Source organism: Sulfitobacter albidus (assembly GCF_018200035.1).
In the GTDB taxonomy this organism is placed as follows: Bacteria; Pseudomonadota; Alphaproteobacteria; order Rhodobacterales; family Rhodobacteraceae; genus Sulfitobacter; species Sulfitobacter albidus.
On sequence record NZ_CP073581.1, the window covers coordinates 2,028,866 to 2,050,288 of the forward strand.

At 63.0% G+C, this 21,423-nt stretch carries 23 protein-coding genes and 2 pseudogenes; 9 read left to right on the top strand and 16 right to left on the bottom strand.

The features are described from left to right. Positions 1–10 precede the first annotated feature (10 nt). Genes KDD17_RS09730 through KDD17_RS09740 form a run of 3 tightly spaced genes read left to right on the top strand, consistent with a single transcriptional unit; the run spans position 11 to position 3,262 of the window. Positions 11–856, top strand: a complete 846-nt coding sequence (locus KDD17_RS09730) for a branched-chain amino acid ABC transporter permease (RefSeq protein WP_212703487.1) — start codon at positions 11–13, stop codon at positions 854–856. Further along, positions 834–2,579, top strand: coding sequence for a branched-chain amino acid ABC transporter ATP-binding protein/permease (locus KDD17_RS09735; RefSeq protein WP_212703488.1), 1,746 nt, complete (start codon positions 834–836; stop codon positions 2,577–2,579). Before KDD17_RS09730 ends, KDD17_RS09735 begins: the two co-directional genes overlap by 23 nt. After that, positions 2,576–3,262 (top strand): ATP-binding cassette domain-containing protein, encoded by a 687-nt coding sequence (locus KDD17_RS09740; protein WP_212703489.1) that lies wholly within the window; start codon positions 2,576–2,578, stop codon positions 3,260–3,262. Before KDD17_RS09735 ends, KDD17_RS09740 begins: the two co-directional genes overlap by 4 nt. A gap of 81 nt (positions 3,263–3,343) precedes the next feature. Here KDD17_RS09740 and KDD17_RS18840 read toward each other — a convergent pair. Beyond that, positions 3,344–3,490: pseudogene (locus tag KDD17_RS18840) on the bottom strand (integrase core domain-containing protein); the annotation flags it as partial. A gap of 315 nt (positions 3,491–3,805) precedes the next feature. Further along, the gene (locus KDD17_RS09750) at positions 3,806–4,288 is read right to left on the bottom strand and encodes a GNAT family N-acetyltransferase (protein ID WP_212703490.1); all 483 of its coding nucleotides are present in this window, start codon (positions 4,286–4,288) and stop codon (positions 3,806–3,808) included. Positions 4,289–4,379: 91 nt separating this feature from the next. Between KDD17_RS09750 and KDD17_RS09755 the strand changes: the two genes are divergently transcribed. Next, the gene (locus KDD17_RS09755) at positions 4,380–4,985 is read left to right on the top strand and encodes a flavin reductase family protein (RefSeq protein WP_212703491.1); all 606 of its coding nucleotides are present in this window, start codon (positions 4,380–4,382) and stop codon (positions 4,983–4,985) included. Here KDD17_RS09755 and KDD17_RS18845 read toward each other — a convergent pair whose 3' ends face one another. From KDD17_RS18845 to KDD17_RS09765, 3 genes are all read right to left on the bottom strand, one after another. After that, positions 4,986–5,141, bottom strand: coding sequence for an ATP-binding protein (locus KDD17_RS18845; RefSeq protein ID WP_254796954.1), 156 nt, complete (start codon positions 5,139–5,141; stop codon positions 4,986–4,988). Further along, positions 5,096–6,196, bottom strand: coding sequence for a GAF domain-containing sensor histidine kinase (locus KDD17_RS09760; RefSeq protein ID WP_254796765.1), 1,101 nt, complete (start codon positions 6,194–6,196; stop codon positions 5,096–5,098). The genes KDD17_RS18845 and KDD17_RS09760 overlap by 46 nt, the downstream gene beginning before the upstream one ends. A 125-nt stretch (positions 6,197–6,321) precedes the next feature. Next, positions 6,322–7,998: a SulP family inorganic anion transporter gene (locus KDD17_RS09765; RefSeq protein WP_212703492.1), complete on the bottom strand. Its 1,677-nt coding sequence runs from the start codon at positions 7,996–7,998 to the stop codon at positions 6,322–6,324. A 205-nt stretch (positions 7,999–8,203) separates the two neighbouring features. Here KDD17_RS09765 and KDD17_RS09770 point away from each other — a divergent pair, with 205 nt between their 5' ends. The 4 genes from KDD17_RS09770 to KDD17_RS09785 are packed head-to-tail and all read left to right on the top strand — an operon-like array spanning position 8,204 to position 10,885. After that, positions 8,204–9,076, top strand: a complete 873-nt coding sequence (locus KDD17_RS09770) for an S-methyl-5'-thioadenosine phosphorylase (protein ID WP_212703493.1) — start codon at positions 8,204–8,206, stop codon at positions 9,074–9,076. Positions 9,077–9,126: 50 nt separating this feature from the next. Then, complete coding sequence (locus tag KDD17_RS09775) at positions 9,127–9,717, top strand: DUF2927 domain-containing protein (RefSeq protein WP_212703494.1); 591 nt, start codon at positions 9,127–9,129, stop codon at positions 9,715–9,717. An 11-nt stretch (positions 9,718–9,728) separates the two neighbouring features. Beyond that, entirely contained in the window at positions 9,729–10,358 is a 630-nt protein-coding gene (locus tag KDD17_RS09780) for a LysE family translocator (protein WP_212703495.1), read from the top strand. Further along, positions 10,355–10,885 (top strand): adenine phosphoribosyltransferase, encoded by a 531-nt coding sequence (locus KDD17_RS09785; protein WP_212703496.1) that lies wholly within the window; start codon positions 10,355–10,357, stop codon positions 10,883–10,885. The genes KDD17_RS09780 and KDD17_RS09785 overlap by 4 nt, the downstream gene beginning before the upstream one ends. On the opposite strand, the gene KDD17_RS09790 is transcribed toward KDD17_RS09785, so the two are convergent. Beyond that, on the bottom strand, positions 10,882–12,300 hold the full coding sequence (locus KDD17_RS09790; protein ID WP_212703497.1) for an FAD-binding oxidoreductase: 1,419 nt from the start codon (positions 12,298–12,300) through the stop codon (positions 10,882–10,884). The two genes, KDD17_RS09785 and KDD17_RS09790, sit on opposite strands and share 4 nt — an antisense overlap. A 38-nt stretch (positions 12,301–12,338) precedes the next feature. Further along, positions 12,339–13,166 carry an MBL fold metallo-hydrolase gene (locus KDD17_RS09795; protein WP_212703498.1) on the bottom strand — a complete coding sequence of 276 codons (828 nt, stop codon included), beginning with the start codon at positions 13,164–13,166 and terminating at the stop codon, positions 12,339–12,341. A gap of 249 nt (positions 13,167–13,415) precedes the next feature. Between KDD17_RS09795 and KDD17_RS09800 the strand changes: the two genes are divergently transcribed. Then, positions 13,416–13,721, top strand: coding sequence for a hypothetical protein (locus KDD17_RS09800; RefSeq protein ID WP_212703499.1), 306 nt, complete (start codon positions 13,416–13,418; stop codon positions 13,719–13,721). Between the two features lie 9 nt (positions 13,722–13,730). Here KDD17_RS09800 and KDD17_RS09805 read toward each other — a convergent pair whose 3' ends face one another. The 9 genes and pseudogenes from KDD17_RS09805 to coxB all read right to left on the bottom strand — a co-directional run bounded on the left by KDD17_RS09805 (position 13,731) and on the right by coxB (position 21,334). Then, positions 13,731–14,315: a GNAT family N-acetyltransferase gene (locus KDD17_RS09805; protein WP_212703500.1), complete on the bottom strand. Its 585-nt coding sequence runs from the start codon at positions 14,313–14,315 to the stop codon at positions 13,731–13,733. Further along, positions 14,315–15,576: pseudogene (locus KDD17_RS09810) on the bottom strand (M16 family metallopeptidase). Before KDD17_RS09810 ends, KDD17_RS09805 begins: the two are co-directional and overlap by 1 nt. Continuing rightward, positions 15,573–16,961: a threonine synthase gene (gene thrC / locus KDD17_RS09815; RefSeq protein WP_212706201.1), complete on the bottom strand. Its 1,389-nt coding sequence runs from the start codon at positions 16,959–16,961 to the stop codon at positions 15,573–15,575. Before thrC ends, KDD17_RS09810 begins: the two are co-directional and overlap by 4 nt. A gap of 98 nt (positions 16,962–17,059) precedes the next feature. Further along, positions 17,060–17,731, bottom strand: coding sequence for an SURF1 family protein (locus tag KDD17_RS09820; protein ID WP_212703501.1), 672 nt, complete (start codon positions 17,729–17,731; stop codon positions 17,060–17,062). A 91-nt stretch (positions 17,732–17,822) separates the two neighbouring features. After that, positions 17,823–18,629: a cytochrome c oxidase subunit 3 gene (locus tag KDD17_RS09825; protein WP_212703502.1), complete on the bottom strand. Its 807-nt coding sequence runs from the start codon at positions 18,627–18,629 to the stop codon at positions 17,823–17,825. A 22-nt stretch (positions 18,630–18,651) separates the two neighbouring features. Further along, on the bottom strand, positions 18,652–19,227 hold the full coding sequence (locus KDD17_RS09830) for a cytochrome c oxidase assembly protein (RefSeq protein ID WP_212703503.1): 576 nt from the start codon (positions 19,225–19,227) through the stop codon (positions 18,652–18,654). After that, complete coding sequence (locus tag KDD17_RS09835) at positions 19,227–19,412, bottom strand: cytochrome C oxidase assembly protein (protein WP_212703504.1); 186 nt, start codon at positions 19,410–19,412, stop codon at positions 19,227–19,229. The genes KDD17_RS09830 and KDD17_RS09835 overlap by 1 nt, the downstream gene beginning before the upstream one ends. Positions 19,413–19,415: 3 nt before the next feature. Next, positions 19,416–20,354 carry a heme o synthase gene (locus KDD17_RS09840; RefSeq protein ID WP_212703505.1) on the bottom strand — a complete coding sequence of 313 codons (939 nt, stop codon included), beginning with the start codon at positions 20,352–20,354 and terminating at the stop codon, positions 19,416–19,418. 74 nt (positions 20,355–20,428) lie between these two features. Then, a complete protein-coding gene (gene coxB, locus KDD17_RS09845; RefSeq protein ID WP_212703506.1) occupies positions 20,429–21,334 on the bottom strand; it encodes a cytochrome c oxidase subunit II in 906 nt (301 codons plus the stop codon). Positions 21,335–21,423 lie beyond the last annotated feature (89 nt).

A 21,423-nucleotide genomic window follows, 5' to 3' on the forward strand; every position in this document is an offset into this window, starting at 1 on the left:
GTAAAGCGCCATGTCGACGGTTTTGCTGCTCAATATTCTTTGGCAAATCAGTGTGCTTGCGCTGGTAACAATCGGTCTCGCCATCGTCTTTGGGCAACTGAAAATCATGAACATGGCGCATGGTGAACTCGTGATGATCGGGGCCTACGCCCCGGTGATCACATCAAGCTTGGGGCTACCGGGACCATTCCAGATTTTTGTGTGCCTGGTGGTCGTTGGCATCACAGCATTTGCGATGGAACGCCTGGTTATCCGGCACTTTTACGGACGCCCCTTTGACAGCCTGCTGGCGACGTGGGGACTATCGATCCTGTTGCGAGAGGTTGTTGAGCTGGTGTTTGGGCGGGGATACCAGTCAGTGTCTCTGCCAGTTCAAGGTACAGTCACCGTAATCGGTGCGGATTATCCCGTCTATCGCTTGATTGTCATGGCCGGTATTGGCTGCTTCTTTACCGTCCTGTTCCTTTGGTACCGCAAGTCCCGTATCGGAACCGAAATCAAGGCAATGGTCGAGAATCCGCAGCTCGCAGAAGCCTGCGGCATCAATACAGGACGACTATCAAGTGGGTGTTTTGTATTCGGGGCGCTTACGGCTGGTATTGCCGGAATGGTTTTGGCGCCAACCATCCGTGTCGAGCCAATGATCGGCCTCGATTACCTGATCCGATCGTTCTTTTCATTGGTCGTGGGCGGTCTCGGCAGCATCGAGGGACTGTTCATCGGTGTGAGCGTAATTGCGGGTTCGCAATCCATCGTGAGTTCGGTTTTCAATCAGACCTACGGCTACCTCTTTATCCTGATCCTTTCGATCCTCTTCCTGTGGTTAAAGCCTAATGGCCTATATCGTAACCGTTAGTACCCTTCTTCTGATCGCGCTTTTGTCGGTGCCCTTTCTGTTTGGCGACTTCGTTGCCTATCAGATCGGATTATTCCTGATCTACGGTATAGCCGGTCAGGGTATCGGTTTTCTTTGGGGCCGTTCCGGCATATTGCCCTTCGGGCAAGCCGCTTTCTTCGGCGTGGCAGCCTACGCGTGTGCACATGTTCTGCTTCATGTGCCGAGCTTGCCGCTCGCGATCATCTGCTTGTTGGGTGTCATCGCCGCCGCTGGACTAATCGCGTTCCTGCTTGGCAGTGTCGTCTTCAAAGGAAAGACGGACAGCGGACCGTACTTCTCCCTGATCACGCTTGCGCTCGCACTGATCACAGAACAAGTTGCGGGCACCGCGACAGGCTTAACCGGTGGCTTCAACGGTCTCAGCGGTTTCCAGACGATCGCTGACCTCAATCAGTTTGGAAGTTTCTATTTCGTCATTGTCGCGGCCGTTCTGGTGTCGACAGTGCTTCTGCTGTCTTTGGACAGGCTGCCCGCAGGTTTGGTTGCCCGCGCGATTGCGGACAACGAAAGACGCCTGCAACTCTTCGGTTTTCCGACACATCTTGCTAAGGGCGCGGTATTCGGGCTTTCGGCAGCACTCGCAGCGCTGGCTGGCATCCTGTTCGCGAACCACCAAGGTATCGTTACGCCAACTTCATCTGGCTTCCTCCTTTCTGCCAATTTCGTAATTTGGGCCGCCGTTGGAGGTCGGTTTCACGTATTGGGTCCCCTTCTTGGTGCCGTGGGAATTGGGTATCTATCAGCTGAATTGAGGGACAGCTTTGCGTATTGGGAAGTCCTGCTCGCACTGATCTTCATTCTCGTTGTCCTGAAGGCACCTGCCGGGATTGCGGGTTTGGTGCAAAACGCCATTCAACGTTTCATATCGCCAAGTTCAAAAGCGCGACCGCCTGTCTATTCGGTGCCGGCACCCAGGGTGGAGCAGTCTTCCGAGCCTCTCTCGTTCACAGATACGCACGTTCAGATCGGTCCCGTTCGCATCCTGAATGGCGTCAATCTGCACACACCCAAGAAGGGGATCGTCTGCATCATCGGACCAAATGGCGCCGGAAAGACCTCCCTTCTGAACGTAACAACCGGAAATCTACCTGTCCAAAACGGAGAGCTGCGCTACGCCGGGCGAAAAATTCACAACCGCGCTCCTCATGAGGCACTGAAAAGCGGGATCGCACGCAAGCTTCAAGTGCCTTCCGTGTTCCCGTCGCTGAGTGTGGCGGACAATCTATGTATCGCGATGCTGGCGGGTCGTGCCGGGCTGGTGGACTTCTTTCGACCCAGCGCACTTGATTGGCGAAGCGCGCAACTTGACCGAATACTCGCAACACCTGGCCTGCCGCTATTGGAGGGCATGGCGCGCCCTGCATCGGACCTGCCACAGGGGCACCGGCAGTTCCTTGAATTCACCATGACCGCTGTTTCCGAGCCCAGCGTGCTCTTGTTAGACGAACCCTGTGCCGGGCTTTCGCCAACAGAGACCAAGCTGATGACGGAACTTGTTCGGGCATTCCAGGATAGCGGTCAGGGGCTTGTTCTGTTGATCGAACATGACATGAGCATTGTGCGCTCTCTCTCAAGCCATGTCGTCGTGATGCACCAGGGCGCAGTCCTTGCCGAAGGCACCTTCGACGAAATCCAGTCGAACCAGGATGTTCGAGCGGTTTATGCGGGCGGCACAAAATGACTGAGTTGGTTCTGGAATTTGAAGGCCTGCGCTGCGGATATGCAGATACTGAAATCCTGCATGGCGTCAGTGGCAGCCTGAAGCAAGGCCAGACATTGGGTTTGTTTGGGAGAAATGGTGTCGGCAAAACAACGCTGTGTCGCGCTCTCACAGGGGCACTTCCGTTACTGTCGGGTGAGATCAAGCTGGGAGGTCAGCCTCTCGATAGGCAACCCGCATTTGCGCGGCGTCGCAAAGGGATCAGTTACATGCCGCAGACTGGAATGGTTTTCGACAACCTTTCGGTGCGAGAGAATCTGTCCTTGGCAAGGTCAGACTTGCAGGTCGCCCCCTACTTCGAGAGGTTCCCGCGCCTGGCGGAGCGGTTGGACCAGCTGGCGGGTTCGATGTCCGGAGGCGAACGCAAAATCCTGTCTTTTGTTCGCGTGATGCTCGAAGAAAGCGTGGTCGCAATTCTGGACGAGCCATCCGAGGGCGTACAACCCGAGAACATCGAAAACATGCAGCAGTGCATGCTCGAAAAACAGAAACTCGGCTGTTCCTTCATCCTTGTGGAGCAGAACGTAAACATGTTGATGACCGCATCCGACGCCCTTCTCGGTCTCGACTCCGGACGCACCGTGTATGAGGCTGATGGCCCCAACTTCGACCGGGACGAAATTGTCTCTGTCCTGACGGTTTAGCCTTTTGCGATCGTCATGCAGAGAGGTGGTGCTAAAATTCATACCAGTTTGCAGCCTCGTTAAGATGGATCAGGGTTTGATTTAGGCTGCCATTCTCATCGGTTGTGTTTTGCGCTCATAGGCTTCATCGGGGGCCAATATGCCGTGTGTAGAGTGGGGGCGTTCTGCGTTGTAATGGGTCAGCCACTTACTAATCCCAGCCCGCATTTCTGAACCCGTCTCGAAGGCCTACAGCCGCCACGCCAAAGCCTTGCGGCTGTAGGCCTAACACTCCGAAGCACGGTTTTTGTTGGGGGCGCCCATGGACATCTTGCCAGTCTCCGGATCCCTGTGATTGAGCACGCCGGCAGCCTTCGGGCGTCATGTGTTGTCCCGGCGCAGGACAGGAGCGGTTCGGCCTCCCGTAGATCACTGCAACGACGGGGCGCAGCCAGAGGCCCACAGATCAAACGCCGTGGTCCATTGGTTCATGGCAAAGGGACACATGGCACCCGCGCGGAAGATGGATCAGCACGCGTGTCGGTGACAGGGCGGCACCGGCCCCTAGCCCGGATGCACCGCGCCGCGTACCCTGTCCCACGCACCGGGCAGCAGCGCGCGGCCCAGAACGCGGTCGGGGTTTGTGGGCGGCGGCATCTCGACCCCGTCGAGCCGGGTAAACCCGTAGCGCCCGTAATAGGGCGCATCCCCTACCAGCATCACGCGGGTCCATCCCAGGGGTGCTGCGCGCTCCAGCGAGCTGGCAATGAGCAGCGCACCCAGTCCTTCGCCCTGCCGCGTGGGGTGTACGGCCACCGGCCCCAGCAGCAGCGCCGCCGCCCCGCCCACGCTGACCGACCAATAGCGGATCGCCCCGCCCAGTATCCCGCTTTCATCGCGCGCCACCAGCGACAGCCCCGTCACAGGGTCGCGCCCCTCGCGCAGACGGTACGACGACAGCGCCGTGCGGCCCGGCGCAAAGCAGGTATCATACAGCGCCTCGACCTCCCAATGATCGTCCGGCACCTCGGGGCGAAGCTCATACATGGGCGCGCGCGGTCCTTTGACGGGCGGTTAACTGCTGGAAAGCCGCGTAGCATGGCGCTAGCTAAGGCTCAACGCTTGCAAGGAGAGACCCATGTTCTACCGCCCCGCCGACGGCCACGGCCTGCCGCATAACCCGTTCAACGCCGTCGTGACTCCCCGGCCCATCGGCTGGATCTCGACCCGCGACGCACAGGGGCGCGACAATCTTGCGCCCTATTCGTTTTTCAACGGTGTGGCCTATACGCCGCCGCAGGTCATGTTCGCCTCAACCGGCGTGAAGGACGACGCCGACGGCACCAAGGACAGCATGCTCAACATCCGCAACACCGGGGTTTTCTGCGTGAATATCGTCGAATACGCGGCCCGCGAGGCGATGAATGCCTCGGCCAAGATGCTGCCGCACGGCACCGATGAATTCGCCCACGCCGGTCTTGAGCGCGAAGAGTGCAGCGAGATCGCTTGCGCGCGGGTCAAAGGCGCGCCCGCCGCCCTCGAATGCCGCATGACGCAGATCGTCAAGATCGAGGGCGAGACGAACTATGTCTGCTTTGGCGAGGTCATCGGCGTGCATCTGCGCGACGACTGCCTTGTGGACGGGATGTTCGACGTGACCAAATACGAACCTCTCAGCCGTCTGGGATATCGCGATTACACCGCCGTGCGCGAGGTGTTTTCGATGGCCCGTCCCGACGACTGACTACTGCGGCATCTGGCGGCGCCATTTGGGCAGGCGGACGCGCGCGGTGGTGCCCGTGGGCGCCGCTTCGATCTCCAGCTCGCCGCCGTGCAGCTCTACCAGCTTGCGCGTCAGCGGCAGGCCAAGGCCCAGCCCGCCGTGGCTGCCGCGCCGTATGACATCCCCCCCGCGACAGAGAACGGCGCATAGAGCGCGTCGATCTCGACACCTTCGGCCATCGCGCCATTGTCGTGCACGGTGATCTCTACGTTGCCATCGGTGTTGAGGCCCGCGGCAATGCGGATGTGATCGCCCCCGTGCAGCACCGCGTTCAGCAACAGCGACGTGATCGAGATGCGCAGATGCCCCTCGTCCACGACAAGCGGTTCCGGCAACCGGCATTCGGGCCGGTCGAGCAGCTTGTTGACCTCATCGACGCTGGTCACATGGGCCAGATACAACCGCTCCAAAAGCGCCTTCATATCCACCGGTCCCTCGTGCAGCGACAGATCGCCCGTGCTGACATCGCTGTAGCGCAGGATCGTTTCAACCAGATCGGTCAGATGCTCGGTGGATTTGCGCGCAGAGCTGGCGAGCGTGGTGTTGATCGGATCGTCCAGCCGCGCCTCGATCAGCTGCAAGGCGCCCCGCATCACCGTCAGCGGCGTGCGCAGCTCGTGGCCCACCAGCGTCAGGAAATTGCGGTGCGCCTCAGACGGTGGCGGAGCGGCGGGGCCGGGCACGGGTTTCTCCAGCGCCGCAACGACCGCATCGCCCAGATGCCGCAGCACCGTCATCTGCCGGTCGTCCGGCGCGCCATGGGGCGCCAGATCCAGCGCGCACAGGCTGCCAAAGCGGAACCCCGACGACAGCACCAGCGGCACGCCCGCGTAAAACCGCGCCTGCGGCCCGCCAGCGGCGACCATCGGATGCTCGGCAAACCGCGCCTCGGCGCTCAGATCCGGCACCACCATGGGCGCGTCCGACATGATCGTGTGGGTGCAGAAGGAATTGTTCTTGGGCATCTCGCCCAGTTCGATCCCGATGACGGATTTATACCACTGCGTCGCTTCCTCCACGACGCTGATATGCGCGATGGGGCACTCCAGCAACGCCGCCGCCGCCTCGCAGATGGCATCGAATACCGCGTGGTTCTCACGGGTAAGCCCGGGCACCTCGCGCACGGCACGCACGCGGGATTCCTCGTTAAAGGGGATGGGATGTGTTCGCATGTCTTGCCCTTGCCGCCGGTCACACGTCTGCGCGTGCTACAACCTCCGCACGAGGGTAGCGCGCACGCCCCTGTCGTGGCAAGGGCACGGCCCCGCGCGCCCGCGAAAAGCGTGGCGCGTTTGCGTCAGTGCCCGCCCAGAACCCCGGTGCGGACCTGATAATTCACCGCCAGTTGGTATTCGGGGTCATCGTCGCTGTCGACCATCAGGTGCCCGGCCTTGGTCAGCAACGCATGGCAATCGCGGCTCAGATGGCGCAGCTGCAACCGCTTGCCCGCGTCCTCGTATTTGCCCGCAATCGCCTCGATCGCCTGAAGCGCGGATTGATCCACGACCCGGCTGCCCTCGAAATCCACGATTACTTCCATCGGATCGCCCCGCACGTCGAACAGCTCCGCAAACCCGTCGGCAGAGCCAAAGAACAGCGGCCCCTGCACCTCGTAGATCTTGGCGCCCTCGGGGGTGATATGGGTCTTGGCGTAGATCCGGCGCGCGTTGTTCCATGCATAGGCCAGCGCGCTGACGATCACGCCGACGACCACCGCCACCGCCAGATCCTTGTAAACGGTCACGACCGTCACCAGCAGGATCACGAACGCATCCATCAGCGGCACCTTGCGCAGGATGGTCAGGCTGTTCCAGGCAAAGGTGCCGATCACCACCATGAACATCACGCCCACAAGCGCCGCCAACGGAATAAGCTCGATCAGCGGGGCGGCCACCACGATGAACAGCAACAGGAACACCGCCGCCGCGATCCCGGCCACGCGGGTGCGCCCGCCCGATTTCACGTTGATCATCGACTGGCCGATCATCGCACAGCCCCCCATGCCGCCAAAGAAACCGGTGACGGTATTGGCCACACCCTGCGCCACGCATTCCTGACTAGCACCGCCGCGCTGGTTGGTCATGTCGCCCACGAGGTTCAGCGTCAGCAGGCTTTCGATCAGACCAATCGCGGCCAAAATCACAGCGTAGGGCAGGATGATATAGAAGGTCTCAAGGGTCAGCGGCGCCAGCATCGTCCCGTAGAGCCCCACGCCGGTGCCGAACGGATTGTGGAACGACGGCAACCCGCCCTGGATCGAGGCCAGATCGCCCACGCGCGGCACGTCCATCCCGGTAAAGATCACGACCGCCGCAACAATCCCGATGCCTGCCAGCGGTGCCGGCACCAGCTTGGTGATGCGCGGCATCACCCAGATGATCGCCATGGTTGCCGCAACCAGCGTCAGCATCAGCGCCAGCGGCAGACCGGACAGCCATTCGCCCCCGCCCATGCCGTGCCCGGTATCGACCATGGTGCCCGGCACCTTGAACTGCCCCAGCTGCGCCAGAAAAATCACGATCGCCAGACCGTTCACAAATCCCAGCATCACCGGATGCGGCACCAGCCGAATGAATTTTCCCCATTGCATCACGCCGGCAAAGATCTGCAACAGACCCATCAGCACCACGGTCGCAAACAGGTATTCCACCCCGTGCTGGCTCACCAGCGCCACCATGACCACCGCCAGCGCCCCCGTCGCGCCCGAGATCATGCCGGGCCGGCCGCCGATCAGCGCCGTGATCAGCCCCACGATGAATGCCGCATAGAGCCCCACCAGCGGGTGCACCCCCGCGACAAAGGCGAACGCCACCGCCTCGGGCACCAGTGCCAGCGCCACCGTCAGACCCGACAGCAACTCGATCCGCATCCGCCCGACGGAAAACCCATCCTCCCCCATCCACCGCAGATCGGTCACATCGAGGTTTCGGGGGGTCAGATTTTCGGTGAACGAACGAAAGACACTGCGCGCCATGGGAAGAGGTTCCTTGCGGGGATCTGCGGGGAGTTTGCGCTCCCCTATCAAGGCATCACAGCAATGGAAACCCCGCGCGCCACGCCGCACTGCGGCGCATACGCGCTGTGCACGCGTGGTGTACGCCCCGTGTATAGCGTCTGACCGGTTGCAATCGCCGCGCGCCGGGGCCACCATCGCGGCTGATTTGCAGATGAGGGCTCCCATGACCGCCACAAAAATCGCCGTGATCGGCGGCTCCGGCATTTACGACATCGACGGGTTGCAGGGGGCCGAATGGGTCACCGTGAAAACCCCTTGGGGCGCGCCCTCCGACGCGATCCTCACGGGCACGCTCGACGGGGTCGAGATGGCGTTCCTGCCGCGGCACGGGCGCGGCCATGTGCACTCCCCCAGTACCGTGCCCTACCGCGCGAATATCGACGCGCTCAAGCGGATCGGCTGCACCGATGTGATCTCTGTCTCCGCCTGCGGCAGCTTCCGTGATGAGATGGCGCCGGGCGATTTTGTCATTGTAGATCAATTCATTGACCGCACCTTTGCCCGCGAAAAATCGTTTTTCGGCACCGGCTGCGTGGCCCATGTCAGCGTCGCCCACCCCACCTGCCCGCGCCTTGGCGCAGCTTGCCTTGAGGCCGCGCGCGACGCGGGCATCACCGTGCACGACGGCGGCACCTATCTGGCGATGGAAGGCCCGCAATTCTCCACCCTCGCCGAATCCAGGATGTACCGCGAAAGCTGGGGCGCGGATGTCATCGGCATGACCAACATGCCCGAGGCGAAACTCGCCCGCGAGGCCGAGCTGTGCTATGCCTCCGTCGCGATGATCACCGATTACGACAGCTGGCACCCCGATCATGGCGAGGTGGATGTTACTGAAATCATTAAAACTTTGATGGGCAACGCCGAGAAGGGCCGCGATCTGGTGCGCCGCCTGCCCGCCCTTCTGGGTGCCGACCGCGCGCCCTGCCCGCACGGATGCGACCGCGCGCTGGAATACGCGATCCTGACCCAGGAAGGCGCGCGCGACCCCGCGCTGATGGCCAAGCTTGACGCCGTCGCGGGCCGGATGCTCTGATCCGCGCGGCGCTCATTCTGGCGGCGGGGGCGGCGCAGGCGCAGGACGCCGTGCGCAGCGAGGGCCCCCTCGACGATACCGCGTTCTACCGGCTTGTCGCCTGTGCGGCTCCGCCGGATCAACCCTGCGCCAAGCCTTTCATAAGATGGGGAAAATCCGTCGTCACCGTGGGGCTTGTGACCCGCGATCCCGCCTATCTGGGCGGCAAGCTCAAGCGCGCGGAAGCCTCGGTCGAACGCGCCATCCAGCGCCTCAACGCCACCGGCATGGCCGTGCAGCTGAACGCCTCCGACGATACCCCCGACATCGCCATTCACCTGCTCGACACCCCGCGCGGAGCGCAGATGCAGGGCACCGGCACCCCGCTCGACGGGCTGACGCTTGCCAACGCGCTCACCCGCCTCACGGTCCGCGCGGGTACCATCGAGCGCGCCCATATCGCGTTCTCGAACACCATGACCCGGCGCCAATACGAATCCGTCATGCTCGAAGAAATCATGCAGGCGCTCGGCCTCATCACCGACATCGAAAACCCCTATTACCGCAGCCGTTCCATCCTGTCGCAGAATGCCGATAACAGACTGAAAAGACTGGGCGAACAGGATATCATGGCGCTCCGGCGCCACTACCCCCCAGCTTAAGGATCCCGCCCATGCCCTTTGACCTCTGGCTCACGTTTCTTGCCGCCTCCACGGCGCTGCTGCTCATCCCCGGACCGACGGTTCTGCTGGTCCTGAGCTATGCGCTGAGCAAGGGGCGCTCGGTCGCGCTCGCCTCTGCCGCGGGGGTTGCGGTGGGCGATCTGATCGCCATGAACGCCTCGCTTGCGGGGCTGGGCGCGCTGGTGCTGGCCTCCGCCACGGCGTTCACGATTCTCAAATGGATCGGTGCCGCCTATCTCATCTGGCTCGGGATCAAGCTCATCCGCTCCGCCCCCACGACCGGGCTGAGCGTGCCACAGACCGACACGATCACCGCGCGCCGCGTGTTCACGCATACCGCCGCCGTCACCGCGCTCAATCCCAAATCCATCGCGTTCTTCATCGCCTTCGTGCCGCAGTTCATCCGCCCCGACGCCGCCCTCGCCCCGCAGTTCACAATCCTGATCGCGAGCTTCGTGGGGCTTGCGGCGCTGAACGCTTTGGCCTACGCGCTGGCTGCCGACCGTCTGCGGACGGTGATCGCAAGGCCCTCGATCCTGGCCTGGATCACCCGCGCGGGCGGCGCCGCGCTTGTCACGATGGGCGTGTTGACAGCCACCCTGCGCCGGAGCACACCATGAAATCGGTCCAAGACTACATTCGCACCATCCCCGACTTCCCGCACGAGGGGATCATGTTTCGCGATGTCACGACGCTTTTTGCCGATCCGCGCGGGTTCCGCATGGCGATCGACCAGATGCTGCACCCCTACGCGGGCGTCGCCATCGACAAGGTCGTGGGCCTTGAGGCGCGCGGCTTCATCATGGGCGGGGCGATTGCGCATCAGCTCTCCATCGGTTTCGTCCCCATCCGCAAGAAGGGGAAGTTGCCCGGCAAGACCCTGAGCCAGGACTACAAACTGGAATACGGCGAGGCCACGATGGAGATCCACGACGACGCGATCAAACCCGGCGAGCGGGTGTTGGTCGTCGACGATCTGCTCGCCACCGGCGGCACGGCGGAGGCGGGGATCAAGCTGCTGGAGAAGCTCGGCGCCGAAATCGTATCGACCTCCTTCATCATTGACCTGCCCGAACTGGGTGGGCGCAAGCGGCTGGAGGCCATGGGCATGGACGTGCAGGCGCTCTGCGCCTTTGACGGGCTCTAGACCGCGCGCAGCACCGCGCCGGGGTTCATGATGCCACGCGGGTCCAGCGCCGCCTTGATCGCGCGCATCGCCGATAGCTTTGCCGGATCGGTATAGCGTTCCAGATCCCCGACCTTCAGCCGCCCTACGCCATGCTCGGCAGAGACGCTGCCGCCCAGTTCGTGCACCAGATCATGCACGCAGGTCTTGATCGCGTCGCGCTGGTTTTTGTGGTCGGCGCGGCTGCGTCCCGGCTGCGGAAACACGTTGTAGTGCAGGTTGCCGTCGCCCACATGGCCGAAACAATTGATGCGGAAATCGCCCAGTTTCGCCAATCGCTCCCCCGCTTCGCCGATGAAGCCCGGTATCGCGCCCAGCGGCACGGAAATGTCGTGTGACGAGACCGAGCCGATGCGCCGGTTCGCCTCCGGGATGCTTTCGCGGATGGTCCAGAAATCCCGCCCCTGCTGGGCGCTCTGCGCGATCAGCCCATCGCTGACCAGCCCGTCCTCGAGGGCTGCGGCAAACAGCGCCTCAAGCGCCTGCGCCGGGTCGAGCGCGGCGGAGGTCCCGACCTCGATCAGGACGGACCATTCGGGGATCGTGTCAAAGGGGATACGCACCTCTGGCATGGTTTCCGCCAGAAAATCAAAGCCTTGTCGGTGGATCAGCTCAAACGCGCTGACGGTCTCTCCCATCTGGTCACGCGCCAGCGCCAGCAGGCTAAGTGCTGCGGCGGCGTCGCGGATCACCAAAAGCGCCGTGCCCGTGCGCGCGGGCCGCGGGGAGAGTTTCAGCGCGGCGGCGGTGATCACGCCCAGCGTGCCCTCGGCGCCGATCAGCAGGTGGCGCAGATCGTAGCCGGTGTTGTTCTTGCGCAGCCGCGTCAGCCCGTGCCAGATTTGCCCATCGGGCAGCACGGCCTCAAGACCCAGGCACAGATCGCGCGCGTTACCGTAGCGCAGCACGCCCGTGCCGCCCGCGTTCGTCGCCAGATTGCCGCCGATGCGGGCGGATCCTTCGGCGGCAAGGCTCAGCGGGAACAGACGGCCTGCGTCCTCGGCGGCCTTCTGGATATCGGCGAGGATCACGCCGGCCTCGGCGACCAGCACGTTTTCCTCGGGCAGCACGTCGCGGATCGCGGTCATCCGCTCCAGCGACAGGATCAGGGGTGCTGCACCCTCGGGCGCCACCTGCCCGCCCACCAGCCCCGTACCGCCGCCGTAGGGGACAACGCCGACGCGCGCCTCACCGGCCATGCGGATCAGGGTCGCGACCTCTTGCGCGCTGCGGGGGCGTGCCAGCACACCCGCCTGCCCCGCGTAGCGCCCGCGCGGCTCTTCGAGGTATCGCGCCTCGGGGGTGTCAATCGTGCCCTCCGGCAACGCGGCGGCGAGGGTCTGAGCAAAGGCGGGGGTGGCGGGGTTGAGGTCCATCCCCCTTGATCCACCGCCCCGCGCGGGGTTGCAAGCGGTCAATCGTCGCGGATATAGCCCGCGCGCAGCACCATGATCGTCGGCTGCGAGGGAAGCGTGTCGCGGCGCACGGTCAGGCGGCTGTCCTCCAGCCGTACCACGGTGAAATCATCCGCCATCCCCTCCAGAAAATCCTCCAACGCGAACAGCGAGAACCAGTGCATCGGGATCACGATGGACGCGCGCAGACGTTTGAGCACGCGGATCATCGTCGCCTGATCGAGTGTGAACCCGCCATCCACCGGCGCCATCACCACATCGAGCCGCCCAATGGCTGCGTATTGCTCATCGTTGGGCTCATGGTGCAGGTGGCCAAGGTGGCCGATGCACAGGCCCGCCATCTCGAAGATGAAGATCGAATTGCCGTCCTCCTCCACCCCCGACCATTGCGAACGGATGTCGGTGGACACGTTGCGCACCAGCACCTCGCCCAGATCGAGGCGATGGGTGATGCCTTCCCCGAACGGCCCCCAGCCGGGCAGTACGTGCGGGATCGCCGGATCAGGGTTGGAGGTCCAATGGGTGTCGTGGGCGTGATTCATGGTGACCACGTCCGGGATCATGCGCGTCGATCCGATGAAGCCGGTGAAATCGGTGACCATATTCAGCCCGCCGTGGCTTCGGATCAGGAAACTCGCGTGCGCGACGTAGTGCAGATCGACCGCTTCCTCGGCCACGGGGGTGAGCGAGGCGCGATGCACATAGGACATTCCCGGCGTCGCATCGGCGAGCGCGTGGCAATGGGAGGGCGTGCGCGTGGTCTGCTGGGCGGCGACAAGGCCGGGCAGACACGCAAGGGCGGCGGCAAAAATCACGGATCTGATCATGCAATCAGGCTAGCACCGCCCAGAAAATTCACCAAACAAGATCGGCATCAAAGTTTCTGGCAGCCAATATCCGCGCCCCGCGTGATCCCCTGTAACACGGCGCGCGCCCATATTTACGGCAGTTTGCGAACGGCCTCACGCGGGTGTGTTCGGGCGGATCACGGACCGTCACAGGCAATTCATTTGAACGGATCGGGGGGCTGCCCAACTCGGTTTCACAACGACAGCAACCCCCGAAAGGAACATAAAATGAAACCGATCCTCGCAACTTTCACCGGCCTTATTCTCGCAACCGGCGTGGCGCTGACCGCCTCTGCCGCGCAGGCAGGCACCACCGCCACCACCTACACCCAGAACGGTGTGACCTGGACCGATAACGCCGCCGTGCCGCTCTTTGGCTCCAACACACGCGACCGGGCCTGGGGCGCGCAGTACGAGAACCACTTTGGCAGCCCCTTCCACGGCAACTACGGCGCACAGGGCACCTATACCAAGGAGCTTTATGACCAGATCAACGCCAACAACCATGGCTCCAAGCGCGCGCACCGCAACTGATGCGCGCCGTCACGTGGCGGCCGTTTTCCCCCGGCGGTCGCCACGCAGATGCGCGTACAGAACATGGGTGCGCCAGCGCCCGTCAATCTGAAGATAGCTTTGCGCGACCCCTTCGTATTTGAAGCCCGTCCGCTCCAGCAGCCCCCGCGAGGGGGTATTTTCGGGCAAACACGCCGCCTCGATCCGGCTGAGATCCAGATGATTGAAAGCGTAATGCACGACCGTCTCAATCGCCTCGCGCATGTAGCCTTGCCGCGCGAATGCCGCCCCCGTCCAATACCCCAAAGTTCCCGCCAGCGCAGGCCCCCGCCGGATATTGTCGAGCGTGATCGCCCCCAGCAGAACCTGGTCTGTGCGCCGGATCATGAACAGCGGCAGCGCCGTGCCCGCGTTGACCGAGCGGTTGGCCCAATAGACGCGATTGGAGAACGCCTTCCGCGACAGGTGATCGCGCGCCCATGTCGGCTCCCACGGGGTGAGGAATTCGCGGCTTTCACTGCGCAGGGCCACCCAGGCGCGATGATCGTTGTGCACCGGCGGGCGCAGGGTCATGCGCTCGGTTTCCAGCCTGAGTTTACGCAGGCCAAGCAACATTACGCAGCGCGCCGCTTTTGCAGATCCTCAAGGCTTGGCGCGCTCTCAACCGGACCATAGAGCGCCATCGCCGCCGGGGCCTCAGACGCCATGCGGCCCGCAAAATCACGCACGTCCCCGGTGGTGACCGCGTCGATCTGGGCGATGGTTTCTTCCAGCGGCGGAATACGGTCCCAGATCTGAATGAGGCGCGCCAGCCGTTCGGCGCGGTTGCTGGGGCTTTCCAGCCCCATGAGCAGCCCGGCCTTCATCTGCGCCCGCGCCCGCGCGACTTCCGCCGGAGACATATCGGTGGCGGCGCGCTTCATCTCATCGATGGTGATGCCCGCGAGTTCGGGCAACTGATCGCCGGAGGTGCCCGCGTAGACGGTCATCATCCCGGTATCGGCGTAGGCCCCCGCCTGCGCAAAGATCGTGTAGCACAGCCCGCGGTTTTCACGCACTTCCTGGAACAGGCGGCTCGACATGCCGCCCCCAAGTGCTGAGGCATAGATCTGCGCCACATAGATGTCGTCGGCACGGTAGCCGGGGCTCTCGAACCCCAGCGCAAAATGCGCCTGCTCCAGCGGTTTGATGACCCGGTGCTCCCCGCCCGCAAAGACGGCCGGCAACGCCTCGGCCTGCTGGTGCGGCGTCATATCTCCGAACAGCCGTTCGGCCATCTCGCACAGCGCGTCGTGATCGACGGCACCGGCGGCGGCAAGGATCATCTGATCGGGTCCGTAGTGCTGATCGATGAACCCCGTCAGATCCTTGCGGCTAAAGGCCGATACACGCTCCGCCGGCCAAGGATCGTGCGGCCCATGGGCTGATCGGGATAGGCCTGCTCCTGCAACCAGTCGAATATCACGTCGTCGGGCGTGTCGAGCGCCTGACCGATCTCTTGCAGGATCACGCCGCGCTCCACCTCGATCTCGGCCTTGTCCATCACCGGGTTGCGCAGGATATCGGCGATCACCTCCAACCCCAGCGGCACGTCGTTTTCCAGCACGCGCACGTAATACGCCGTGACTTCGCGCGAGGTATAGGCGTTGATATAGCCGCCCACGTCCTCGATCGCCTCGGCGATTTGCAGCGCCGATCGCGTCGCGGTGCCCTTGAACGCCATATGTTCCAGAAAATGCGCAATGCCGTTCTGCGCAGCCGTCTCATGGCGCCCACCGGCGCCCACCCACACCCCGATGGAGGCAGAGGCGAGCCCCGGCATGTGTTCGGTCACAACGCGGAATCCGTTGGAGAGGCGATGGGTTTGCAGGCTCACTGGGCGATCAGTCCTTTGATATGGGTCTTGAGGGCCTCAAGATCGTTGGGCACCCGGGTCAAACGTTCGTCCCGCTCAAAGAGATCCGCCATACGGGCGGGCAGCGGGGGGCGGATGCCGGTCGCAGCCTCGACCGCGTCGGGGAATTTCGCCGGGTGCGCGGTGGCGAGCGTAATCATCGGCGTGGCCGGATCACGCTGCTCGCCTGCGACTTTCACGCCCACGGCGGCGTGCGGACAAACCAGATGGCCGGTCTGCGCCAGCGTGTCGGTGATCGTCTGCGATGTTTCCTCTTCGGAGGCACGACCGGAGCCATAATGCTCTGCCAGCACTTCTGCGGCGCCCTGGCTCACGTCAAAGCCGCCCTGCGCCAGCTCGTCCATCAGCTGTTTCACCGCGCCGCCGTCGCGGTCGTAGGCGTCAAACAGCGCGCGTTCGAAATTCGAGCTGACCTGAATATCCATCGACGGGCTGATCGACGGATGCACGCCGGATTTGTGATAGCCCTGCCCCGACAGGCAGCGGTGCAGAATGTCGTTCTGGTTGGTCGCGACCACCAGCCGGTCGATGGGCAGCCCCATGCGTTTGGCGATGTAGCCGGCAAAGATGTCGCCAAAGTTGCCCGTTGGCACGGTAAAGCTGACGGCACGGTCCGGCGCGCCAAGCGACACGGCGGAGGAGAAGTAATAGACCACCTGCGCCAGCACCCGGCCCCAGTTGATCGAGTTCACGCCCGCAAGGCGCACGCCGTCACGGAATTCAAAATCGTTGAACATGTCCTTGAGCCGCGCCTGACAGTCGTCAAAATCCCCGTCGAGGGCGAGCGCGTGCACGTTGGCCTCGCTTGGCGTGGTCATCTGACGGCGCTGCACATCGCTGACCCGCCCGTGCGGGTAGAGGATCACGACGTCGACATTCTCAAGCCCCTTGAACGCCTCGATCGCCGCCGATCCGGTATCGCCCGAGGTGGCACCGACAATCGTCACACGCTCCCCCTTGCGACCAAGCGCCAGCTGGAACATCTGGCCGATCAGCTGCATGGCGAAATCCTTGAACGCCAGCGTGGGGCCGTGAAACAGCTCAAGCAGGAAGTGGTTGGGAGCAAGCTCCACCAGCGGCGCGCGCGACGGGTGGCCGAACCCGGCGTAGGCCTTGGCGATCAGATCGCGGAATTCAGCGTCGGTGAAGGTGTCGCCGATAAAGGGGCGCATGACGGTGAACGCGATCTCTTCGTAGCTTTGCCCGCCCATGGCGCGGATCGTATCGGCATCGAGGGTCGGGATCTGCGCGGGCACGTAAAGGCCGCCGTCACGGGCAAGCCCGGTCAGCATCGCCTCTTCGAAACTCAGATCGGGGGCGGAGCCGCGGGTGGAGATATAGCGCATGGATCGGGTCTCGGGTCTTGGCGCGTCATGCGCAGTTGTCAGTGGCGTGCGCGCCGGGCGCGCGTTCATTACGGGCGTGCGCGTTTCGCGCGCGTCTATTAGGGGCGTGCGCGCCGGGCGCGCAACAGAAAGGCAACGCTCATCCCCAGCCAGATCGCAGCAAGCGAGAACCAGGTGATCGCGTATTGCAGGTGGTCGTTCGGAATGGCGCTGGTGTCAACCGGCAGCGGCGACACCGGCGCGTCGTTAAACGAAGTTGTGCGCGCAACGACAAGCACCGGATCGGTGCCCAGCGCCTCGGCCATGACGCCCACCTCGCGAGCAAACCAGATGTTGCCGTCGCGGTCGGGATCGGGCGTAAACCCGTCGACCTCCTGCGGCCATTGCAGATTGCCGGTGACGGTCACCGCGCCCTCGGGCGCCGGGGGCACCGGGGCATTGGTGACGACGAACCCACGGTCCACCATCAGCGTGCCGGTGTCCGTTTGCAGGGGCGAGATGATGCGGTAGCCGGCACCTATGTCCTTCTGGCTCACCAGCACCCGCAGATACGCCTCGCCCATCGTGCCCGTCACCGCAACCGGCAGATAGCTGTCGGCCTCCGGGTCAGGCTGCGCGGGCAGGTCCACGGGGGCGGCGGCAATGCGCGCGTCGATATCGGCGATCACGCCCTCTTTCCACGCGAGGCGCTGGATCTGCCAGATTCCCAGACCAATCAGGATCGCCGCCCCACCGCAGCCGATCACGATCAAAAACAGACTGCGCCGCATGCGTCCCTCTCCTTAAATGAAAACGCGCGGGAAGGTTGCCCCGCCCGCGCGTTTTGTACCCGTTGCACCGATGGGTGCAAGCCGGTGTGATTTAGCCCGGCACGCCCCAGATGTAGACGGCAAAGAACAGGAACAGCCAGACCACATCAACAAAGTGCCAATACCAGGCCGCGGCCTCGAACCCGACGTGGCGTTCGCGGGTGAAATGCCCCGCCCGCGCGCGGAACCAGCACACCAGAAGGAACAGCGTCCCGATGACGACGTGGAAGCCGTGGAAACCCGTGGCCATAAAGAAGTTGGAGAAGAACTCGTCGCCGCCAAACTCCCAGCCTTTGTAGAGCAGGTAGTTATATTCATAGGCCTGAAGTGCGGTGAAAAGCACCCCCAGCACGACCGCGATGATCAGGCCGTTTTTCAGGTCGGTGCGGTTTTCCTCGTGCACCAGCGCGTGGTGCGCCCATGTCACGGCGCAGCCAGACAGCAGCAGGATCAGCGTGTTGATCAGCGGCAGGTGAAAGGCGTCAACGGCATAGAACGTGGGCGCCTCGTAGGTGGTGCCGACGTAGTTTTCCATCGGGTAGATCGCGTGCTTGAAAAAGCTCCAGAACCACGCGGCAAAGAACATCACTTCGGACATGATGAACAGGATAAAGCCATAGCGCAGGCCGATGCGCACCACCGGGGTGTGATCGCCGATCTTGCTTTCCTCGACGACCGCCGCCCACCACGCGAACATCACGTACAGCGTGCCGACAAGGCCGATCAGAAAGACGAAGGGGGTGATGTCGTGCATCCACATCACGCCGCCAACCAGCATGACAAAGGCGAAAAGCGCGCTCAGCAGCGGCCAGATCGACGGGGGCAGGATGTGATAGTCGTGGTTCTTTGCATGGGCCATGGCGGTGTCCCTATCTCTTTTCTTAGTTCAGGTCTGTTGTGGGTTCCGTCTCGAGGGCGGCATACCCCTCGGGCAGATCGATTTCGTAGAATGTATAGGATAGCGTGATGGTGTGTATATACTTGCCGTCGCGGTCGTCCACCATTTCGGGATCGACGTAGAAGCTGACGGGCATCTGGATCGTCTCGCCGGGCATCAGCACCTGCTCTTCAAAGCAGAAGCATTCGATCTTCTGAAAGAACGCGCCGGCCTGATAGGGCGTGACGTTATAGCTGGCCTGCCCCGCGACGGGTTGGTCGGTGGGGTTATGCGCCTCGTAAAAGGCCAGACCGGTCTCTCCGATGCGCACTTCCATCTCGCGCTGCGCAGGCGTGAATTCCCACGGCATCTGGTTGTTGAGCGATCCGTCAAAGCGCACGGTCACCGTCTGGTCCAGCACCTCGTCGGGGGCGACGTCAGACACGCCGGTGACGCCGCCAAAGCCGGTCACGCGGCAGAACCAGTCGTAGAACGGGACCGACGCCCAGGCGAGGCCCCCCATCAGCAGGACGACACCGGTCGTCTGGGCCACGGTTTTCTGCGGGCCGGTGAGCGCCATCAGTTGCCCTCCACCTGCGTGCCATAGCCTTGCGCCTGGCTTGCGGGGACAGAGAACTCGGGCGAGGTGATTTTCACAAACGTCAGGGCCATGATCAGCACGACGAACCCGCCGAGCATCAGACCGACGCCAAGGTTCAGCCCGCGGCGGCGTGTGTGGATTTCGTGTTCAGCTTTGATCGCCATGGCTTACCAGCCTCCCAATCCGATGGGTTTCAGGGTCGCCTCAAGCAGGATCGCGCCAAAGTGGGCAAACAGATACCACAGCGAGAGGCGGAAGAATTTGCGCTCCACGGCGAAGTTGTCGGCTTCCGACATCGTCTCATTGCGTTGCTGGATGTCGTAGGCGCCTTTCAGGAAAAGCGCGTTCAACACCAGCGCCGTGGCCAGATAGATCCAGCCACCGATGGCCGTAAACGCCGTGCCGACCGCAAGGATGACCAGCAGCACTGTATAGCCGAGGATGTGGTTGCGCGTGGATTTGCGCCCGTGGGTCACGGTCAGCATGGGCACGGCGGCATCGTCGTAGTCGTTGCGCATGAACAGCGCCAGCGCCCAGAAATGCGGCGGCGTCCACATGAAAATCAGCGCAAACATCAACCACGGCTCCAGCACCACGATATCGCCCGTGGCAATGATCCAGCCGATCACCGGCGGGAAGGCCCCCGCCGCACCACCGATCACGATGTTCTGCGGCGTCGAGCGTTTGAGCCACATGGAATAGGGCACGACGTAGAAGAAGATGGTGAAGGCCAGCATCGCCCCCGCCAGCAGATTGGCGCTGAGCGACAGCATCATCACCGACAGACCGGATAGGGCCGCACCGAAGTAAAGCGCCGTCTGCGGCGATACCTTACCGGCAGGGATTGGCCGGTTGCGGGTGCGTTTCATCACCGCATCGATGTCGGCATCCCACCACATGTTCAGCGCGCCCGACGCCCCTGCCCCGATGGCCAGAAACAGGATCGAGGCAAAGCCGATCACCGGGTTGACCGCCACGGGCGCGGCCAGCATCCCCACCAGCGCCGTGAACACCACCAGCTGCATCACACGCGGCTTGAGCAAGGCGTAGTAATCGCCCAGCTGCGGCTCGTCCTCATAGCTTTGTGTATCGGTCAGATGAGTCATAACGCTCTCGAAGGCTCAAGGGGGTGCCGGACCACCGGCGGACGCAGGGCGCAATCGCGCCCCGCGCGGTCAGCTCAGTCAGCGGCGGCCAGTTGCACCGGCGCCGATGGCGCCGCGATCCCGGCGTATTCCGCTTTTGCACGCTCAAGCCAGGCGTCGTATTCCTCTTGGCTCACGACCTTGACCGTGATGGGCATGTAGGCGTGGGCGATACCGCACAGCTCGGAGCACTGGCCAAAGTACACGCCTTCCTGCTCCGCCTTGAACCACAGCTCGGCCAGGCGACCCGGCACGGCATCCTGTTTCACGCCGAATGCGGGGATCGTCCAGGAGTGGATCACGTCAGAGCCGGTCACCTGCACGACGATCGTCTTGTCGACGGGCACCACGACGGCCGTATCGGTCGCCAGCAGGAAATCTTCCTCGGAGTAGCCGGCAGCCTCAAGCTGTTCGATGACTTCGGGCGTCTTCATGTTGTCGCCGCCCAGTGCCGGCGCGCCAATCATGTAGCTGTCAAATCCGAAATCCTCATCGACGTATTCATACGACCAGTACCACTGGTTGCCGATCGCCTTCACGGTAACATCCGCGACAGGAATTTCCTGCTGGCGGAAAAGGATCGGCAGCGACCATGCACCAATCCCCACGAGGATCAGGATGGGGACGATTGTCCACGCGATTTCCACCGGCGTGTGGTGGGTAAAGGTCGCAGGCTCGGGGTTACGCTTGCGGTTGTAGCGGATGACGACCCACGCCAGCAGGCCGGTCACGAACAGGCTGATGATCGTGATGATCACGAGAATCATCCCGTCGAGCCATTGCAGGTCGCGAGCAAGCTCGGTCACGGCGGGCTGGAAGCCCACGCCGCGATCTTCGGGCTTGCCGATAACCTCAAGCCCTTGTGGATCCACGCTTTGCGCCATTGCTGGCAGGCTGCTGATGCACGCCAAAAGGCCCGCAAGTGAGAGGTGCTTTTTCATCATTTCCGTCCTGATAATCTTGACCCTAGGTGGCTGTAGCGCGCCGGCTGGCGACCGGGCGTTGTTTTCTGGCGCCTTACAATCATATC

Bases quoted from the DNA above. Each gene is read 5' to 3' on its own strand.
- KDD17_RS09780 (WP_212703495.1), top strand. From the start codon at position 9,729: ATGCCCTTTGACCTCTGGCTCACGTTTCTTGCCGCCTCCACGGCGCTG.
- KDD17_RS09830 (WP_212703503.1), bottom strand. From the start codon at position 19,227: ATGGCGCTCACCGGCCCGCAGAAAACCGTGGCCCAGACGACCGGTGTC.
- KDD17_RS09750 (WP_212703490.1), bottom strand. From the start codon at position 4,288: ATGTATGAGCTTCGCCCCGAGGTGCCGGACGATCATTGGGAGGTCGAG.
- KDD17_RS09755 (WP_212703491.1), top strand. From the start codon at position 4,380: ATGTTCTACCGCCCCGCCGACGGCCACGGCCTGCCGCATAACCCGTTC.
- KDD17_RS09740 (WP_212703489.1), top strand. From the start codon at position 2,576: ATGACTGAGTTGGTTCTGGAATTTGAAGGCCTGCGCTGCGGATATGCA.
- KDD17_RS09820 (WP_212703501.1), bottom strand. From the start codon at position 17,731: ATGCGGCGCAGTCTGTTTTTGATCGTGATCGGCTGCGGTGGGGCGGCG.
- KDD17_RS09770 (WP_212703493.1), top strand. From the start codon at position 8,204: ATGACCGCCACAAAAATCGCCGTGATCGGCGGCTCCGGCATTTACGAC.
- KDD17_RS09795 (WP_212703498.1), bottom strand. From the start codon at position 13,166: ATGATCAGATCCGTGATTTTTGCCGCCGCCCTTGCGTGTCTGCCCGGC.
- KDD17_RS09730 (WP_212703487.1), top strand. From the start codon at position 11: ATGTCGACGGTTTTGCTGCTCAATATTCTTTGGCAAATCAGTGTGCTT.
- KDD17_RS09800 (WP_212703499.1), top strand. From the start codon at position 13,416: ATGAAACCGATCCTCGCAACTTTCACCGGCCTTATTCTCGCAACCGGC.
- KDD17_RS09785 (WP_212703496.1), top strand. From the start codon at position 10,355: ATGAAATCGGTCCAAGACTACATTCGCACCATCCCCGACTTCCCGCAC.
- KDD17_RS09790 (WP_212703497.1), bottom strand. From the start codon at position 12,300: ATGGACCTCAACCCCGCCACCCCCGCCTTTGCTCAGACCCTCGCCGCC.
- KDD17_RS09840 (WP_212703505.1), bottom strand. From the start codon at position 20,354: ATGACTCATCTGACCGATACACAAAGCTATGAGGACGAGCCGCAGCTG.
- KDD17_RS09825 (WP_212703502.1), bottom strand. From the start codon at position 18,629: ATGGCCCATGCAAAGAACCACGACTATCACATCCTGCCCCCGTCGATC.
- KDD17_RS09835 (WP_212703504.1), bottom strand. From the start codon at position 19,412: ATGGCGATCAAAGCTGAACACGAAATCCACACACGCCGCCGCGGGCTG.
- thrC (WP_212706201.1), bottom strand. From the start codon at position 16,961: ATGCGCTATATCTCCACCCGCGGCTCCGCCCCCGATCTGAGTTTCGAA.
- KDD17_RS09760 (WP_254796765.1), bottom strand. From the start codon at position 6,196: ATGCGAACACATCCCATCCCCTTTAACGAGGAATCCCGCGTGCGTGCC.
- KDD17_RS09735 (WP_212703488.1), top strand. From the start codon at position 834: ATGGCCTATATCGTAACCGTTAGTACCCTTCTTCTGATCGCGCTTTTG.
- KDD17_RS09765 (WP_212703492.1), bottom strand. From the start codon at position 7,998: ATGGCGCGCAGTGTCTTTCGTTCGTTCACCGAAAATCTGACCCCCCGA.
- coxB (WP_212703506.1), bottom strand. From the start codon at position 21,334: ATGAAAAAGCACCTCTCACTTGCGGGCCTTTTGGCGTGCATCAGCAGC.
- KDD17_RS09805 (WP_212703500.1), bottom strand. From the start codon at position 14,315: ATGTTGCTTGGCCTGCGTAAACTCAGGCTGGAAACCGAGCGCATGACC.